Here is a 17,557-nt window from a genome sequence, read left to right on the forward strand (position 1 = left end):
GCTTCCGTGGCGGCGACCGCGATGGGTCGCGCTCGGGTGCGCCGCGTGAGGGTGGTTTCCGTGGCGGCGACCGCGATGCCCCGCGTTCCGGTACGCCGCGCGAGGGTGGTTACCAGGGCGGTGGCGACCGTGGCCGTTCCGGCCCGCCCCGCGAGGGTGGCTTCCGCAGTGGAGACCGCGAGGGCTTCCGGGGCGGCGACCGTCGTGAGGGCGGCTTCCGTGGCGGCGACCGCGACGGCTCCCGTACGCCGCGTGAGGGTGGCTTCCGCGGTGGTGACCGTCGTGAGGGTGGTTACCAGGGTGGCGGCGACCGTGGCCGTTCCGGCCCGCCCCGCGAGGGTGGCTTCCGTGGCGGAGACCGCGAAGGTGGCTTCCGTGGCGGCGAGCGTGGTGGCTCGCGCCCGGGCGCACCGCGTGAGGGCGGTTTCCGTGGCGGCGACCGCGACGGCGGCTTCCGGGGCGGTGACCGTCGTGAGGGCGGCGCACCCCGCGAGGGCGGCTTCCGAGGCGGTGACCGTCGCGAGGGTGGCTTCCGCGGTGGGGACCGTGACGGTGGCTTCCGGGCCGACGAGCGGCCCCGTCGCGAGGGCGACTTTCGGCGCGACGACCGTGGCGCGGCCTCCGAGTCGTCCGAGGGTGGGCGCAGCCTGGCCCCGGCGTTGCCGGACGACATCGTCGCGACCGACCTGGACAAGGACGTCCGTGCCGAGCTGCTCTCGCTGAACAAGCCGGTTGCCGAGACGGTGGCCCGGCACCTGGTCGCCACCGGTCAGCTGATCGACGAGGACCCGGCCGAGGCGTTGGCGCACGCGCTGGCCGCCCGACGGCTCGCGTCGCGCATCTCCGCGGTCCGTGAGGCGGTCGGCCTGGCCGCGTACCACGCGGGGGAGTGGCAGACGGCGATCGCCGAGCTGCGGACGTACCACCGGATGACCGGCCTGCAGAGTCACCTGGCCGTGCTCGCCGACTGCGAGCGTGCCCTGGGCCGGCCGGAGCGGGCCATCGACCTGTTCCGCGGCGCCGACCAGGCGAAGCTGGACCAGGCCGTCGCGATCGAGCTGCTGATCGTCGCGGCCGGGGCACGGGGCGATCTCGGCCAGAAGGACGCCGCTGTCGCGATGCTCCAGGTGCCGGACCTCACCAGCGAGGCGACGGTGCCGTGGACGGCGCGACTGCGGTACGCGTACGCCGACGCGCTGCTCGCGGTGGGCCGACGTGAGGAGGCCCGCGAGTGGTTCTCCCGCGCCGCCGACGTGGACACCGAGGGCGAGACCGACGCCGCGGAGCGGTTGCTGGAACTCGACGGCGTCGTCATCGAAGGTGATGACGAGGACGAGGCCGAGGAAGTCGCCGCTGGCCCGGGTGCGCCCGGCGCGGTGCCGGCCCAGCCGGACGCCGACCTGACCGTCGGCGACGTCCTCGACGCCGACGACCTCGAGGACGAGGACGACCTCGACGAGGACGACGAGGACGACGAGGACGACGAGGACTACGAGAACTACGACGACGACGACGAGGAGGACGGCGTCGCCGGCCGCTCGGACGAGCACGAGGGCGGCGAGGACGTCGCGGGCGACGACGAAGACGAAGACGTCGACGACCGCCACCCGGACGCGGGCGACGTCGCCCCGGCAGCCACCACGGACCGGAGCACGCCCGCCAGCGACGACAGCCGCGCAGGCGGCGCGGTGAACGGCGACGGGACCGCCCCCACCCGGGGTGACGAGCCGGAGTCGACGCAGCGGTGAGCGCGGACGCCGGGAAGCGGCTGATCGACGGGTACACCCTGGTGGTCTTCGACCTGGACGGGGTGATCTACCTGATCGACCGGCCGATTCCCGGCGCGGTCGACGCGGTGGCTCGGCTGCACGCCGAGGGGCGGGCGGTGGCGTACGCCACCAACAACGCCTCCCGCCGCTCCAGTGACGTCGCCGACCTGCTGACCGGGATGGGCGTGCCGGCACGGCCGGAGGAGGTGCTCACCTCCGCCGCCGCGTCGGCCGAGCTGCTGCGCGAGCGCCTGCCGGCCGGGGCGCCGGTGCTGGTGGTCGGCGCGGAGGCGCTGCGCGCCGAGCTGCGCGCGGTCGGGCTGACCCCGGTCACCCGCGCCGACGAGAAGCCGGCCGCGGTGGTGCAGGGCTACGGTCCGCAGGTCGGCTGGGCCGAGCTGGCCGAGGCGTCGATCGCCGTACGGGCCGGGGCGATCTGGGTCGCCACCAACACCGACCGGACGCTGCCCAGCGCCCGGGGCCCCCTGCCCGGCAACGGGTCGCTGGTCGCGGTGCTGCGAACCGCGTTGGAGCGGGACCCCGACCTGGTGGTCGGCAAGCCGGAGTCGGCGCTGTTCGAGACCGCCGCCCGGCGCGGCGACGGCGGCCGAGCCCTGGTCGTCGGGGACCGGTTGGACACCGACATCGAGGGCGCCCGCCGAGCGGGACTGGACAGCCTGCTCGTGCTCACCGGCGTCAGCGGCGTACCCGAGCTGCTCGCGGCCGAGCCACGACGGCGGCCCACGTACGTCGCGCGGGACCTGGCGGGGCTCTTCGACCCGGCGGCGGCCGTGCAGGTCCCGGGCTCGACGAACGGCGGCGGCTGGTCCGTCACCGACCGCGACGGGACGCTGGAACTGGCCGGCGCCGGCCGGGATCTGGACGCCCTCGCCGCGCTCTGCGCGGCGGCGTGGTCGGCTCCGGAGCTGCCGGCGATCCGCGCGGTGGGACCGGACGCGGCTGCCGCGCTGGAGAGCTTCGGGTTGGCCACCGACGGGTGACGCCGTCGAGCGCGCTCGTCAGAGCAGCTTGCGCAGCTTCATCAGGTCGAACGGGTTGGCCTTGATCGACACCCGGCGGGAGGTGACCGCCTTGGTGACGTCCAGGTCACCTCGGACCAGGGCGAGCAGATCGTCGCTGGACGTGCTCAGCGCGATCTTGGCCTTCGGGTCGTCGCCGTCGGTCAGCTCGACCAGCCGGCCACCGCTGATCTTGCCGTGGAACGCCGTGTCCAGGTCGGTGATCCGGCAGGCCAACGTCCGGTCCAGGTCGATCCGGTCGCGGACCGTCTCGGCGTTGCGGTCCAACCGGGCGGCCAGCTCCTGCAACGCCTGCCGGCACTCGTCCACGCTGGCCACATCTCCCCCTCGCCGATCGCCACGCCGTCCCCGGCACCGTACCGCACGAGGCAGTCCGGGGTGCCCGGTAGCGTGACACCTGCAGACCCCGCCCCATGGAAGGACTCAGGCATGCAGGACGCGTGGCGCGCCTACCTCGAACTGGCCCTGGGCCTGGCGGAGGCGCCCCGGAAGAAGGCCCAGGACGCGGTGCGTCGCCTCGTCGGCTCGGGCGGCGCGACCGCCGCCCAGCTGCAGGCCCTCGGCGAGGAGCTGGTCACCACGGGCGCCGCCAACCGGGAGGCGCTGACCAAGCTGGTCCGCTTCGAGGTCGACCGGGCCCTGGGCGCGGTCGGTCTGGCCACCGCCGACGAGGTGGCCGAGCTGACCCGACGCGTGCGCGACCTGGAACGGCAACTGCGCGAGGCGCGCGCCACCGAAATGGCCGCCGGGCCCGCCCCACAGCTCGCCGTGCCCTCGACCGGGCCCGCGCCGCAACCCGATCCGACCCGCGCGGCGCAGCCCGGCAGCGGCCCGGTGCCGTCGGACGGCCCCGCCGGAGCGCCGGTCTCGGCGCCGGTGGCCAGGAAGGCCTCGGACGGTCCCGCCGCAGCGCCGGTCTCCGCGGTGGCCAAGAAGGCCGTCGCCAAGAAGGCGCTGGCGAAGAAGGCTGTCGCGAAGAAGGCCATCGTGAAGAAGCCGCCCGCGACGATCAGCCGGACCGACGACGACACCCCGCCGCCGGTCGTGCAGGACGACACCCCGACACCGGCGGTCATGCCGGCGAAGAAGGCCGCCCGTAAGCGCCGTCCGGACGGTGACTCGTGAGCGACGGCGCGCGTCCGGGCCCGCCGCCCGGCATCCGCCCCGGCCCGCCGGGAGGCTTCCGGCCCGGCCCGCCGCCGGCCGGGTCGTTCGCCGCCCGGCCCAGCCCGCCGGTGGGCGTCCGCCCCGGCCCGCCGCCCGAGGGCGTCGACGTCGGCGACGACACGGCCCGCCACCCGGCGGTGGACGCGGCCGTGCGGGCCATGGACAACGCGGCGACGCTCGCCCCGGCCGACCAGATCGCGCAGTACGAGGCGGCCTACGAGACGCTGCGCGAAACGCTCGCCACCATCGACCAGACCTGAGCAGGACGACCAGGTCGGACAGACCGGAGAACCACCCATGGCACGTCGCAACCGGCTGGACGCCGAACTCGTCCGCCGCGGGCTGGCCCGCTCGCGTGAGCAGGCCGCCGCGCTGGTCGAGGCCGGCCGGGTCCAGCTGCGCGGAGTGCTCGCGCGCAAGGCCGCCGCGATGGTCGACCCCGCCGATCCGCTGCTGGTCACCGGCGAGGACCCGACCGAGGAGTACGTCTCCCGGGGCGGGCACAAGCTCGCGGGCGCGTTGGCGGCGTTCGAGGCCGGTGGCCTACGCGTCGCCGGGCGGCGCTGCCTGGACGCCGGCGCGTCGACCGGGGGCTTCACCGACGTGCTGCTGCGCGCCGGCGCCGCCGAGGTGGTGGCCGTGGACGTCGGCTACGGGCAGCTCGCCTGGTCGCTGCGCACCGACGAGCGCGTCCGCGTCCTGGAACGCACCAACGTCCGTACCCTCGTCGCGGACGCGATCGGCGGGCCTGTCGATCTGACGGTGGCCGACCTGTCGTTCATCTCGTTGCGGTTGGTGCTGCCGGCCCTGGCCGGCTGCACCCGCGACGACGGCGACCTGGCGCTGATGGTGAAGCCGCAGTTCGAGGTGGGCAAGGAGCGGGTCGGCGCCGGCGGCGTCGTCCGCGACCCGGCACTGCGCGCCGAGGCGGTGCTCGACGTGGCCGCCGCGGCCGCTCAGCTCGGCCTCGGGTTGGCCGACGTGGCGGCCAGCCCGCTGCCCGGGCCCAGCGGCAACGTCGAGTTCTTCGTATGGTTGCGCCGGGGCGCACCACCGGCCGACCCGCAGCGCGTGCGGGCCGTGGTGGAGGCCGGGCCAAACGGCCCGACGACGGCCGGCGACGTGCCGGGCGTGGCGGCGGAGGCGGTCGCAGGGTGAACGCGTACAGCGAACGGCGCACGACGGCACGCGGCCGTGCCGGGGCGGCGGCGGCAGTGTGCCGTCCGATGGCGGACGGGCGGCCGATCCGATGAGCCGCACGGCGCTGCTGGTGACCCACACCGGCCGTCGACGTAGCACCGAGCACGCCCGGTCGGTCGCCGCCGACCTCATCGCCGCGGGCTTCGAGGTGCGGGTCATCGCCGAGGAGGCCGACGACCTCGATCTGCCCGGGATGGTTCCGGTCACCGGCCCGGAGGCCGCCGAGGGCGCCGAGATCGTCTTCGCGCTCGGTGGGGACGGCACCTTCCTGCGCGCGGCCGAGCTGGCCCGCCCGGCGAAGGCGCCGCTGCTCGGCATCAACCTCGGCAAGGTGGGCTTCCTCGCCGAGGCGGAGATCAACGATCTGGACACCGCGGTCCGGGACGTCGTCGAGCGCAACTACACCGTGCACGAGCGGCTCACGCTCGACGTCACGGCCGAGTTCGACGGTGGCCCGACCATCGAGTCGTGGGCGCTCAACGAGATCAGCGTCGAGAAGGGGGAGCGGGCGCAGATGCTCGAACTCCTCGTCGACGTGGACGGCCGCCCGCTGTCCCGCTACGGCTGCGACGGCGTGGTCTGCGCCACCCCCACCGGCTCCACCGCCTACGCGTTCTCCGGCGGCGGTCCGGTGGTCTGGCCGGAGGTGGAAGCCCTGCTGCTGGTGCCGATCAGCGCGCACGCGTTGTTCAGTCGCCCCCTGGTCACCGCACCCACGTCGACGTTCGTGATCACCGTCGACCCGTTCACCACCCTCGCCGTGCTCGCCTGCGACGGCCGGCGGGTCTACGACCTGCCGCCCGGCGCCCGGGTGACGGTGCGTCGAGGCGCCCTGCCGGTGCGCATCGTCCGGCTGCGCGCCCGTCCGTTCACCGACCGGCTGGTCGCCAAGTTCGGTCTGCCGGTGCACGGGTGGCGGGGCAGCCGCCGGTGACTGTGGCGCACACCGTCGGTGTCCGGCGGTTGTCCACCTGACGACATGTCGCCGCTGCGGCGGCGCAAGGCTAGTGACCTGGTTGTGCGCTGCGTCGCAGACTCCGATCGGTCCTCATCTACGGATGGCGGGCCCACCGGAGTTTAAGGAGCGCATCGCATGCACTGGTCCCCCCGCTGGCTCAGCGCCGGCGCGGTCGGCGCGCTGGTGGTCGGCCTCGCCGCACCGGCGTCCGCCGAGCCGCCCGTCCGGCCCACCGGCCCGAGCCTGGGCACGTCCGCCCCGGGCGCCGCGCCCGTCCGCATCACCCTCATCACCGGCGACCAGGTCGAGCTGGCGCCGGCCGCGCCGGGCCGGGTCGCCGCCACCGTACGCCCGGGACCCGGGCGTGAGCGGGTCATCTTCCAGACCCTGGAGGTCGACGGCGGGCTGCGGGTGCTGCCCAGCGACGCCCTGCCCTACGTCTCCAGCGGTGTCCTCGACGCCAACCTGTTCGACGTGCAGGAGTTGGCCGCCGACGGCTACGGCGACGCCGCGCAGGGCGCGCTGCCGCTGATCGTGCGCTACCAGGAGCAGGCGGCCGGCCGGGTCCGGCCGCTCGGCGGCCTCACCGACGCCCGCCCCCTGGAGAGCATCAACGGCGCCGCGTTGCGGGTCGGCAAGGCCAACCTCGGTGGACTGTGGAGCACCCTCGCCGGCACGCCGACGAGCCGGACCACGGCCGCCGCGCCCCGCCTGGGCGGCGGTATCGCCCACGTCTGGCTGGACGGGCGGGTGCACCCGACGCTGGAGCACAGCGTGCCGCAGATCGGCGCCCCGACGGCCTGGGCGGCCGGCCGCGACGGCAGCGGCGTGAAGGTGGCCGTACTCGACACCGGCGTCGACGCCACCCACCCCGACCTGGCCGGACGGATCGCCGAGGCGCGGGACTTCTCCGGCAGCGGCAGCGCCCGCGACGGCCACGGCCACGGCACGCACGTCGCGGCCACCATCGCGGGCAGCGGCGCCGCGTCGGCGGGGCTGCGCAAGGGCGTCGCGCCGGGCGCGCGACTGCTGGTCGGCAAGGTGCTCGACGACGCCGGCTCGGGCTACGACTCGGCCATCATCGCCGGCATGGAGTGGGCCGCCCACTCCGGCGCGAAGGTCGTCAGCATGAGCCTCGGCGGCGACCCGACCGACGGCACCGACCCGATGAGCCAGGCGGTGAACGACCTGACCGCCGAGACCGGCGCGCTCTTCGTGGTCGCCGCCGGCAACGCGGGCGCGGCGCGTACCGTCGGCTCGCCGGGCGCGGCCGCGGCGGCCCTCACCGTCGGCGCGGTGGACCGCGACGACAACCTGGCCGAGTTCTCCAGCCGTGGGCCGCGCCTGGGCGACAACGGCCTGAAGCCGGAGATCACCGCGCCGGGCGTCGGCATCGTCGCCGCGCGGGCCGCCGGCACCACCATGGGTACGCCGGTGGGCGACGCCTACACGACCGCGTCCGGCACCTCGATGGCCACCCCGCACGTGGCGGGCGCGGCGGCGATCCTCGCGCAGGACCACCCGGACTGGTCCGCCGGCAAGCTGAAGGACGCGCTGGTCAGCACCACCAAGGCGAACCCGGCGCTGACCGTCTTCGAGCAGGGCGGCGGTCGGGTCGACGTGGCGCGGGCGCTCACGCAGCGGGTGTACGCCTCGGCCACCGCCGACTTTGGCCGGGTCTCCACCGGCGGCGCGGTGGCCGAGCGGAGTGTGACGTACACCAATGGCACGGCGGTCGCGCGGACCCTGCGCCTGGCCCTGGAGCTGCGCAACCTGGACAGTGGCGCGGCCGAGACCGATGGCGTCGCCGTCGCGTCCGGCGAGGTGACCGTGCCGGCGGGCGGCAGCGTGGCGGTGCCGCTGCGCGCCGACCCGGCGAAACTGGCCCGGGGCGCGCACGGGGGATGGCTGGTGGCGACCGGCGCGGACGGCGTCGCCGTGCGCACGCCGGTGGGCCTCACCGTCAGCGGTCCGATCCACGACGTCACGATCAAGGTGCTGGGCCGGCAGGGTCAGTTGACCCTCTCGCCTGCGCTGACCCTCTTCGGTGAGCAGCCCGAGTCGGACTACTGGGGCTGGTGGCCGGGCGAGGGCACCCTGCGGGTCGAGGAGGGCACCTACCTGCTGACCGCGCTGGTCGAGCACGGCGCCCCCCTGGACGAGCAGCTGACCGAGGCCGTCGAGCCGGAGCTGACCGTCGACCGGGACCTGACCGTGGTGCTCGACGCCCGCAAGGGCACGCCGGTGCGGATCGAGACGCCGAAGCCCAGCGAGCAGCGGGCCACGCTCAGCTTCTACGTGCACCGGGTGTTGGGCAACGGCCGGCAGATCGACCACGGCGTCATGGCCTACAGCACCATTCAGCAGGTCAACGTCACGCCGACCCGCCAGGTGCGTCAGGGTGAGTTCGAGTTCGCCTCCCGCTGGCAGCTCGTCGCGCCCATGGTGGACGCCACGATCAGCGGGGTGTCCGGCCCGTCGGACATCAACCTGCTGGGCACGTCCCCGGCGCCGACCGGTCGACGGAAGCTGCCGCTGGTCTGGGCCGGCACCGGAACCCCGGCCGAGCTGGCCCGGGTGCGGGGCGCGGCGGCGCTGCTCGCCGCCGACCCGAACCGCAACGAGGATGAGCAGGTGGCCGCCGCGGCGGCGGCCGGCGCCGCGGCGGTGCTGATCGTCCGGCCCGAGGACCAGAGCGCGTGGACGGTCTGGCGGCCGGCGGGGGAGCGGCTGCCCATCCCGGCGATGGTCGTCGCGTACGACGACGGGCAGCGGCTGATCGCGGCGGCGCGTAAGGGCCGGGCGACGCTGGACCTGACGCTGACCGTGGACAGCCCGTACCTGTACGACGTGTGGCAGGTGTCGAAGGGCCGGGTGCCGGAGCGGATCGTGCACACGGTGACCGCGAAGAACACCGCCGAGGTGACCACCAGCTACGGCGACACGGGCGCGGGCTGGGCCACCGAGGAGCGGTTCGGCTGGCGTCCGTGGCAGGAGTACTCCTGGAACGACGACCAGCGCCTGGTCCGCAACGGGACCACCCGGCAGGAGTTCGTCAGCGCCGGGGACTCCTGGTGGCAGCACCGGGTGCTGCACAAGGAGATGTTCATGCAGTGGGGGCAGGTGACCGGTGGGCTGACCCAGGAGCCCCGACGGTACGCCGCCGACGACCGGGAGACCGAGACCTGGCACGCGCCGGTGGTCCGTCCGGCCGTGCCGGCCAGCGGGACGCCGGTGCCCACCCGGACGGGCGACAGCCTGGACGTGCGGGTCCCCGAGTTCGTCGACGCCGACGGGCATTACAGCGTGGCCGGCAACAGCGAGGAGGCGGACACCGTCGAGGCTCGCCTCAGCCGCGACGGTCAGCAGATCGCCGACCTGTCCGGCGGCTGGGCGCCGGTGCCGACCACAGCCGGGGCGGCCCGCTACCGCCTCGACGTGACGACGCGCCGGGCCTCGAACGAGTGGCGTTACGCCACCCGCACCGACACGGCGTGGCAGTTCAGCTCGGCCCGGCCGGCGGGTGACGCCGCCGTGCCGCTGTCGCTGCTGCAGGTGGACTACCGGGTGCCGGCCGACCTGCTCGGCACCGTACCCGGCAACCGACCGCACCAGCTGGGGCTGACCCTGCGCCAGCCGACCGGAGTCGCCGCGCCGACGGGCACCAGCCTGACGGTGCAGGTCTCCTTCGACGAGGGCGTCACCTGGCGGTCCGCGCCGACCAGAGGGTCGGGGACCCGCTGGACCGCGACCGTGCCGGCCGGGCGCGCAACCGTGTCGCTGCGGGTGCACGCCACCGACCGCAACGGGAACTCCGTCGACCAGACGGTGCTGCGCGCGTACGGGCTGCGCTGACTCCGAGCGTGTCCGGCCGGGTCCGCCGTCGCTTCGGACGGCGGGCCCGGCCGCGTTCAGAGCCAGCCGCGCCGGGCGACCTGGAACGCCAGCCCGGGTCGGGTGTCCACGCCGGCGGCGTCCATCAGGTCGGCGAGGCGGCGCTGCACCGTCCGGCGGCTCACCCCGAGCTGGGAGGCGATGGACTTGTCCGGTACGCCGGCCACGAACAGCGACAGCAGCCGGGCCTCGTCGGCGTCGGGCTGGTAGCCGTCGACCGGACGGTCGTCGGCCTCGTCGCGCCGGATCTCGGTCGCGGTGGCGGCGAGCGGGTCGTCGAGTCGCAGCCGGGTGGCCACCCGCCAGTGGCTCTCGAAGAGGGCGAGCAGCGCGTCGAGCAGTTGGCTGCGGCCGATCACCGCGGCGCTCGGCTCGCCGCCGTCGCGGTCGGCCACCAGCGGGCAGATGGCGGTACGCGCGTCCACGATGGCCAGTCGGACCGGCAGCCGGTCCAGCACGCGGGCCTGCTCGCCGGCGGCCACCCCCTTGGCCAGGTCGGCCAGCGCGCCCGGCTCCAGCAGCAGGTCCCGCTCGTAGATGGCCCGGTAGCTCACCCCGCGGGCCAGCGCGTCGAACTCCTCGACGTTCTCCGGGCCGGCCATGGCGAGGGGGTTCGCCCGGCAGAACCACAGCACCTCGTCGCGGGCCGAGTTCTGCAGGTCGCGCAGCCGGTCGCGCAGCACCCGACCGCCCCGGATCACCTCGACCAGGTGGTCCACGTGGTGGCGGCGCAGCCCGGAGCGGTACTCCTCGGCCAGTTGGGTGACCCGGCGCCGGGCCGCCTCCAGGTCCTCCTGGCGGCGCAGCAGCGTCGCGCCGAGGGCGACGTCCGGGGCGGTCGGGCGCAGCGGGGCGTCCGGGTCGTTGTCTGTGGGCTGCACCAGACCCTTGGCCCGCAGCGCCTCGACCTGCTCGACGACCTGCGCCCGGGGCCGTCGCAGCCGGCGGACCAGCTCGTCGACGCGGGCCGTGGTGAGTTGGAGCAGGCAGCGGTAGAGCTCCTCCTCGGCGGGGGTCAGGCCGATCACGTCCGACACGGGGCAAGACTGTACGTCGGTAAGGTGCGGGCCGTGCCGGGGCCCGGCCGTGGGGCCCGTCGGCTGGTCAACTGTCGGCCCTCGCGTCTACTGTCGGGTGCTGTGCTGGAAGAGCTGCGCATCACCGGACTCGGCGTCATCGAGGACACCACGCTGCCGTTGACCGGCGGGATGAACGTCATCACCGGCGAGACCGGTGCCGGCAAGACGATGGTGGTGACTGGCCTCGGCCTGCTCTTCGGCGGCCGGGCCGACGCCGGGCGGGTCCGTGCCCAACCGGGCCGGGCCGTGGTCGAGGGGCGGCTACGCCTCTCCGGCCGGGTCGCCGACACGGTGCACGCCCGGATCAGCGACGCCGGTGGCGAGCCCGACGAGGACGGCTCGTTGCTGCTCAGCCGCACGGTGACGGTGGAGGGCCGCTCCCGGGCCCACCTCGGTGGCCGGAGCATGCCCGTGTCGATGCTGGGCGAGGTCGGCGAGCAGGCGGTGGCCGTGCACGGCCAGTCCGACCAGTTGCGGCTGCTGCGCCCCGCCGAGCAGCGGGCCGCTCTGGACCGGTTCGCCGGGCCGGCGCACGAGAAGCTGCTCGACGCGCTGCGCGAGGCGTACACCGGGTGGCGGCGGGTGGTCGACGACCTGGCCGACCGGCGGCGCAACGCCCGCGAGCGCAACCAGGAGGCCGACCTGCTGCGACTCGGTCTCGACGAGATCACCCGCGTCGACCCGCAGCCCGGCGAGGACGACGAGCTGAAGACCGAGGCGCAGCGGTTGGAGCACGCCGAGGGCCTGCGGACGGCAGCGCAGGTGGCCCAGCAGTGTGTGGCGGGCGGCGCGGAGGCGGCCGACGAGACACCCGACGCGGCGGCGCTGCTCGGCACGGCCCGGCGCACCCTGGAGGCGCAGGCCGGCACCGACCCGGCGCTTGGCGAGCTGGCGGCCCGCCTGGAGGAGGCGGCCACGCTGGTCACCGACGTCTCCGCGGAGCTGTCGGCGTACCTGGCGACGCTCGACGCGGACCCGGCCCGGTTGCAGCACGTCTACGAGCGGCGGGCCGCGCTGCGGGCGTTGACCCGCAAGTACGCCGACGACGTCGACGGCGTCATCGCCTGGGCCGACCGGGCCCGCACCCGACTGTCCGACCTGGACACCTCCGACGACCTGCTCGACGAGCTGGACGCCGAGGGGCAGCGGCTGGCCGGCGAGGTGGCCGACCTGGCCTCCCGGGTGTCCGTGTCCCGGCAGGAGGCGGCGGTCCGCTTCGCCGACCAGGTCACCGTCGAGCTGGCCGGTCTGGCCATGCCGCACGCCCGGATCGAGGTGGCGGTGCTGCCCCGACCGGCCGGACGGGCCGAGCCGACGCTGACGATCAACGGCGTCGAGGCGGGTGTCGCGGCGGACGGCGGCGACGAGGTGGAGCTGCGGTTGTTGGCCCACCCGGGCGCGCCGTCGTTGCCGTTGCAGCGCGGCGCCTCCGGCGGCGAGCTGTCCCGGGTGATGCTCGCCATCGAGGTGGTCTTCGCCGGCTCGGGCGGCCCGCCCACGCTGGTCTTCGACGAGGTCGACGCGGGCGTCGGCGGCCAGGCCGCGGTGGAGATCGGCCGCCGGCTGGCCCGGCTGGCCCGCAGCCACCAGGTGTTGGTCGTCACCCACCTGCCGCAGGTGGCCGCGTTCGCCGACCGGCACCTGGTGGTGGCGAAGGACACCGGCGGCGCGGTGACGACAAGCGGGGTACGCGTGGTGGAGGACACCGAGCGGGCCCGGGAGTTGGCGCGCATGCTCGCCGGTTTGCCCGATTCGGATCTGGGTATCGCCCACGCCGAGGAGCTGCTGGCCGTGGCCGCCAAGGAAAGGCGGTTGTGACGCCGCGTATTGTGAGCGCAAGCACACCGGCTTGTGCCGACGTGTGCTTCCCTGGGTAGGCGGCCCTGCTCAGGCATGTCGCGACAGAAAAGCCTGCCTCACATGCCAGGATGGTCACGATGCGTCTACCCACGTTGCGCCGGAACCGAAACGCGGAGCCGGGCAGAGTCCTCGGCACCGCGCGCCTTGATCGCCGGACGAAACGGCTGGTCGGGCGGCTGCGCCCCGGTGACATCGCGGTCATCGACCACGTCGACCTGGACCGGGTGGCGGCCGACTCGTTGGTCGCTGTCGGTGTCGCGGCGGTGCTCAACGCCAAGCCGTCGGTCTCCGGCCGCTACCCCAACCTCGGGCCGGAGGTGCTGATCGCCGCCGGCATCCCGCTCCTGGACGATCTCGGGGAGGGCGTCTTCGAGCGGATCCGCGAGGGCGACCAGGTCCGGATCGAGGGCAACACCGTCTTCGCCGGCGAGGAGCCGGTGGCGCACGGCACCCTGCAGGACGCCGAGTCGGTCGCCAAGGCGATGTCCGACGCCCGGGAGGGGCTGTCGGTGCAGTTGGAGGCGTTCGCCGCCAACACGATGGACTACCTGCGCCAGGAACGCGACCTGCTGCTCGACGGCGTCGGCGTTCCGGACATCCAGACCCAGATCCAGGGCCGGCACTGCCTGATCGTGGTGCGCGGCTACGACTACAAGGCCGACCTGGACGTGCTGCGCCCGTACATCCGGGAGTTCAAGCCGGTGCTGATCGGCGTGGACGGCGGCGCGGACGCGCTGGTCGAGGCCGGGTACACCCCCGACATGATCATCGGTGACATGGATTCGGTCACCGACGACGTGCTGCGCTGCGGCGCCGAGGTGATCGTGCACGCCTACCCCGACGGGCGGGCGCCCGGCCTGCCCCGGGTCAACGGCCTCGGCGTCCCGGCCATCACCTTTCCGGCCGCGGCGACCAGCGAGGACCTGGCGATGCTGCTGGCCGACGAGAAGGGCGCGTCCCTCCTCGTCGCGGTGGGCACCCACGCCACGCTCGTCGAGTTCCTGGACAAGGGGCGCGGCGGAATGGCCTCCACGTTCCTGACCCGGTTGAAGGTCGGGGGCAAGCTGGTCGACGCCAAGGGGGTGAGCCGGCTCTACCGGCAGAGCATCTCCGGCTCGTCGCTGCTGCTGCTGGTGCTCTCGGCGATCGCGGCGATGGCCTCCGCGGTGGCCGTCTCCACCGTCGGGAAGGCGTACCTGGGCGTGGTCGCCGAGTGGTGGGACAATTTCGTGTTCCAGTTGTACCGGCTCTTCTAGTTCCCGACCGATCAAGAGGCTGCAAGCGTGATCAACTTCCGCTACCACGTGGTGTCCCTCACCGCGGTCTTCCTGGCTCTGGCGATCGGCCTCGTGGTCGGCACCGCCGCCCTCAACGGCCCCGTCGCCGACTCGCTCAAGGAGCAGGTCACCGGGCTGCGCAAGGACAACCAGCAGTTGCGGCAGCAGGTCAACAGCATGGAGAAGCAGCTCGGTCTGGAGGAGGAGTTCGCCGAGCAGGTGTCCCAGGTCGTCCTGCCGGGCACGCTCACCGGCCGCCGGGTGGTGGTGCTCAGCCTGCCCAACGGGCGCGACCACACCGAGGGCGTGCTCAAAAAGCTCCAGCAGGCCGGCGCCACCATCACCGGCCGGGTCGACCTGCAGGACAAGTTCATCAACCCGGACAACAACTCCAACCTGCTGGAACTGGCCGTCACCGCCGCTCGGCCGACCGCGCAGACCACCGGCCTGCCGGGCAACGGCCACGGCGTGGAGACCTCCAGCGCGCTGCTGGCCAGCGTCCTGCTGGACCGGGCGCAGGGCACCGCGCCGGTCAGCGACGCCGACCGGCGGGCGGTGCTCGCCGCGTACAACAACGCCGGCTACCTGACCACCGACAACAACAAGGTCACCGGGCCGGCCGAGGCCGTCGTCGTGGTCAGCGGGCAGCCGTACGTCGACAAGGACTCCGAGAAGCGGGACGAGTCGGTCGTCAAGATCGCCGAACAGTTCGACCGGACCGGGTCGATCGTGGTGGGCGGCAACGGCTCCGCCGGTGGCAACGTGGTGTCCGTGGTCCGCGGTGACCCGGTGCTGTCGCAGACCATCTCCACGGTCGACAACGCCAACACCGTGCAGGGCCAGCTGGTCACCAGCCTCGCCCTGGTGCAGCAGCTCACCGAGAAGAAGGCCGGCCAGTACGGCGTCGGCGACAATGCCGCGTCCCTGCTGCCTAGACTGCCCCAGTGAGCGAACGACGTACCCCGGTGTCCGGAACCGACGCGCCTGAGCGGGCGACCCTGCGCCCGAGCGAGGTGGCGGCGTGAGGATGCTGGGCCGGCTGCTGATCGCCGGGGCCGGTGCCGCCGCCGCCCGGTACGCCCTCCGCGAGGTGCGGACCGCCCCGGTGGGTCCCACGCTGGAGCGCACCAACTTCCGGGGCCGGACGGTGACCCTGGCGGCCGGGCCGGCGCTCGCCGCCGGTGCGACAGCCGCGGGCGTGTTCGGCGCCACCAGCGCCGCCTCCGGTGGCGCCGCCCTGGTCGCCGGCCTCGGCGCCGGCGGTGTCGGGCTCTACGACGACGTGGTCGGAGCACGTCCGGAGCAGAAGACGGCCAAGGGCTTCGCCGGGCACCTCGCCGCGCTGCGCGAGGGACGCGTCACCGCCGGGCTGGTCAAGATCATCGGGGTGGGCGCCGCCGGGCTGGGCGCGGCCGCGCTGCTCGCCGCCGACCCGCGGGTCGCCGCGCACCCGCGCCGGAAGCGCCACGGCGCCGTCGGCCGGGGGGTCGACGTGCTGCTCGGCGCCGGGGTGATCGCCGGCACCGCCAACCTGCTCAACCTGCTCGACCTGCGGCCCGGCCGGGCCATCAAGTCCGGGCTGCTGCTGGGCGTGCCGCTGGCCGGTGGCCCGCACGGCGGGATCGCGGCCGGCGCGGCCGGCGCCGCCGCCGGCCTGCTCCGCGACGACCTGTCCGAGGACGTCATGCTCGGCGACAGCGGCGCGAACGCGCTCGGCGCCCTGCTCGGCGTCGCGCTCGCCGCCCGCAGTGGCCCGCTCGGCCGGGCCGGTCTGCTGGCCGTGCTCGCCGGGCTCACCGCCGCCAGCGAGAAGGTCAGCTTCACGGCGGTGATCCAGCGAACCCCGGGCCTGCGGCAGCTCGACGCACTGGGCCGACGCGCCGACTGACGTGACCAGACCGGCACCCCTCGCCGGCGCCGGCCGGCTGGCCGGGGCAGCCGCGCTCATCGCCGTCCTCACCGTGCTCAGCCGGCTCGCCGGCTTCGGCCGTACCGCCGTGTTCACCTGGAGCCTCGCCCCGACCGACCTGGGCGGCGCCTACGTGGTGGCCAACGCGGTGCCGAACTTCATCTTCGAGATCGTCGCCGGTGGCGCGCTGGCCAGCCTCGTCGTACCGCTGCTGGCCGGGGCGGTCGAGGCCGGCGACCGCACGGCGGTCGCCCGGACCACCGGCGCGCTGTTGACCTGGACGCTTGCCCTGCTGGTGCCGCTCGCGCTGGTCGTGGTGCTCTTCGCCGGCCCGGTGGTCGAGTCGCTGGGCCACCACCTGACCGACGCCCAGCAGCAGAGCGGCGTACGGATGCTGCGGGTCTTCGCGCCGCAGCTGCCGCTGTACGGCGTCGGCATCGTGCTCACCGGGGTGCTCCAGGCGCACCGGCGCTTCGCCTGGCCGGTGCTCGCCCCGCTGCTGTCCAGCCTCACCGTGATCGTCGTCTACCTGGGGTTCACCGCCACCCAGGGCCGGTACGCCACCGTCGCCGGGGTGAGCCCCGGCGGCGAGCTGCTGCTCTCCGCCGGCACCACCCTGGGCGTGGTGACGCTGTCGCTGTCGCTGCTCGTCCCGGTGCGCCGGCTGCGCCTGGGGTTGCGGCCCGGGTTCGGGTTCCCCGCCGACGCGCGGGCCCGGGTCGGCGCGTTGGCGGTGGCGGGCGCGGTCACCGTCACCACGCAGCAGATCGCCCTGATCGTCAGCCTGAACCAGGTCACCGCGGGCGCGCGCAGCAACCCGGGCGTCTACAACCTGGCGCAGACCGTCTACCTGCTGCCGTGGGCGGTGCTCGCGGTGCCGCTGGCCGTGGCGGCCTATCCGACGCTCGCGGCGGCGCGGTCGGCCGGCAACGAGGACGGCTACCGGGCGACCCTGGCGCCGGCCGTGCGCGGGGTGCTGCTGTTCAGTTGCCTCGGCGCGGCCGCGCTGGTCGGGACCGCGGGGCCCGTCGGGCACTTCTTCTTCCCCGCGTCCACCGCGCCGACCGCCGCCGCCGCGATCATCGGGTACGCCCCGGGCCTGGTCGGCTACGGCCTCTTCGCGATCCTCACCCGGGCGCTCTACGCGCGCGGGGAGACCCGGGCGGCGACCGCCGCGACCGCCGTCGGCTTCCTGGTGGTGCCGCCCGTCGTCCTGCTGCTCGGCGCGATCCTGCCGTTGACCGACCGGGTGCTCGCCGTGACGTCCGCCAACTCGGTGGGCATGGTGGTGCTCGGCGTGTTGCTCGTCACGGCGGTGCTGCGCAGCGCCGGCCGGCCGGCGCTTGCCGGCGCACAGCGGACGAGCGTCGGGGAGGGGAAGAGTGTAATTAGTACGGTGTAATA

General features: G+C 74.7%; 13 protein-coding genes and 1 pseudogene. 12 read left to right on the top strand and 2 right to left on the bottom strand.

Annotated features, from left to right (window positions below):
• Positions 1 to 743: 743 nt before the first annotated feature.
• Together ABZU46_RS25275 and ABZU46_RS25280 are read left to right on the top strand one after the other, a co-directional pair.
• Positions 744 to 1,748, top strand: coding sequence for a hypothetical protein (locus ABZU46_RS25275; protein WP_354861633.1), 1,005 nt, complete (start codon positions 744 to 746; stop codon positions 1,746 to 1,748).
• Entirely contained in the window at positions 1,745 to 2,770 is a 1,026-nt protein-coding gene (locus ABZU46_RS25280; RefSeq protein WP_354861615.1) for an HAD-IIA family hydrolase, read from the top strand. Before ABZU46_RS25275 ends, ABZU46_RS25280 begins: the two co-directional genes overlap by 4 nt.
• A gap of 18 nt (positions 2,771 to 2,788) precedes the next feature.
• Here ABZU46_RS25280 and ABZU46_RS25285 read toward each other — a convergent pair whose 3' ends face one another.
• Positions 2,789 to 3,127, bottom strand: a complete 339-nt coding sequence (locus ABZU46_RS25285) for an SCP2 sterol-binding domain-containing protein (RefSeq protein WP_354861616.1) — start codon at positions 3,125 to 3,127, stop codon at positions 2,789 to 2,791.
• A gap of 111 nt (positions 3,128 to 3,238) precedes the next feature.
• On the opposite strand from ABZU46_RS25285, the gene ABZU46_RS25290 reads away from it, so the two are divergent.
• The 5 genes from ABZU46_RS25290 (at position 3,239) to ABZU46_RS25310 (ending at position 9,989) form a co-directional block, all read left to right on the top strand.
• Positions 3,239 to 3,934 (top strand): hypothetical protein, encoded by a 696-nt coding sequence (locus ABZU46_RS25290; RefSeq protein ID WP_354861618.1) that lies wholly within the window; start codon positions 3,239 to 3,241, stop codon positions 3,932 to 3,934.
• Positions 3,931 to 4,236 (top strand): hypothetical protein, encoded by a 306-nt coding sequence (locus ABZU46_RS25295; protein ID WP_354861620.1) that lies wholly within the window; start codon positions 3,931 to 3,933, stop codon positions 4,234 to 4,236. Before ABZU46_RS25290 ends, ABZU46_RS25295 begins: the two co-directional genes overlap by 4 nt.
• Positions 4,237 to 4,273: 37 nt before the next feature.
• Positions 4,274 to 5,134 carry a TlyA family RNA methyltransferase gene (locus ABZU46_RS25300; protein ID WP_354861621.1) on the top strand — a complete coding sequence of 287 codons (861 nt, stop codon included), beginning with the start codon at positions 4,274 to 4,276 and terminating at the stop codon, positions 5,132 to 5,134.
• A 91-nt stretch (positions 5,135 to 5,225) separates the two neighbouring features.
• A complete protein-coding gene (locus ABZU46_RS25305; protein ID WP_354861623.1) occupies positions 5,226 to 6,110 on the top strand; it encodes an NAD kinase in 885 nt (294 codons plus the stop codon).
• 159 nt (positions 6,111 to 6,269) lie between these two features.
• Positions 6,270 to 9,989 (top strand): S8 family serine peptidase, encoded by a 3,720-nt coding sequence (locus ABZU46_RS25310; protein ID WP_354861624.1) that lies wholly within the window; start codon positions 6,270 to 6,272, stop codon positions 9,987 to 9,989.
• Between the two features lie 56 nt (positions 9,990 to 10,045).
• Here the strand turns inward: ABZU46_RS25310 and ABZU46_RS25315 are convergent, their stop codons facing one another.
• Positions 10,046 to 11,065, bottom strand: a complete 1,020-nt coding sequence (locus ABZU46_RS25315; protein ID WP_354861626.1) for a helix-turn-helix domain-containing protein — start codon at positions 11,063 to 11,065, stop codon at positions 10,046 to 10,048.
• 102 nt (positions 11,066 to 11,167) lie between these two features.
• Here ABZU46_RS25315 and recN point away from each other — a divergent pair, with 102 nt between their 5' ends.
• The 5 genes and pseudogenes from recN to ABZU46_RS25340 form a co-directional block, all read left to right on the top strand.
• Positions 11,168 to 12,925: a DNA repair protein RecN gene (recN, locus tag ABZU46_RS25320; protein WP_354861628.1), complete on the top strand. Its 1,758-nt coding sequence runs from the start codon at positions 11,168 to 11,170 to the stop codon at positions 12,923 to 12,925.
• Between the two features lie 119 nt (positions 12,926 to 13,044).
• The gene (gene steA / locus ABZU46_RS25325) at positions 13,045 to 14,223 is read left to right on the top strand and encodes a putative cytokinetic ring protein SteA (protein ID WP_234591007.1); all 1,179 of its coding nucleotides are present in this window, start codon (positions 13,045 to 13,047) and stop codon (positions 14,221 to 14,223) included.
• A 27-nt stretch (positions 14,224 to 14,250) separates the two neighbouring features.
• Positions 14,251 to 15,192: a copper transporter gene (locus tag ABZU46_RS25330; protein ID WP_354861630.1), complete on the top strand. Its 942-nt coding sequence runs from the start codon at positions 14,251 to 14,253 to the stop codon at positions 15,190 to 15,192.
• A 73-nt stretch (positions 15,193 to 15,265) separates the two neighbouring features.
• Positions 15,266 to 16,132 carry a hypothetical protein gene (locus ABZU46_RS25335; protein ID WP_354861632.1) on the top strand — a complete coding sequence of 289 codons (867 nt, stop codon included), beginning with the start codon at positions 15,266 to 15,268 and terminating at the stop codon, positions 16,130 to 16,132.
• 1 nt (position 16,133) lies between these two features.
• Positions 16,134 to 17,513: pseudogene (locus ABZU46_RS25340) on the top strand (lipid II flippase MurJ); the annotation flags it as partial.
• Positions 17,514 to 17,557 lie beyond the last annotated feature (44 nt).

The organism is Micromonospora sp. NPDC005197, from assembly GCF_040608295.1.
Classification (GTDB): Bacteria; Actinomycetota; Actinomycetes; order Mycobacteriales; family Micromonosporaceae; genus Micromonospora.

Excerpts from the sequence above, each read along its gene's own strand:
- ABZU46_RS25290 (WP_354861618.1), top strand. The coding sequence starts at position 3,239 with ATGCAGGACGCGTGGCGCGCCTACCTCGAACTGGCCCTGGGCCTGGCG.
- ABZU46_RS25300 (WP_354861621.1), top strand. The coding sequence starts at position 4,274 with ATGGCACGTCGCAACCGGCTGGACGCCGAACTCGTCCGCCGCGGGCTG.
- ABZU46_RS25305 (WP_354861623.1), top strand. The coding sequence starts at position 5,226 with ATGAGCCGCACGGCGCTGCTGGTGACCCACACCGGCCGTCGACGTAGC.
- ABZU46_RS25310 (WP_354861624.1), top strand. The coding sequence starts at position 6,270 with ATGCACTGGTCCCCCCGCTGGCTCAGCGCCGGCGCGGTCGGCGCGCTG.
- steA (WP_234591007.1), top strand. The coding sequence starts at position 13,045 with ATGCGTCTACCCACGTTGCGCCGGAACCGAAACGCGGAGCCGGGCAGA.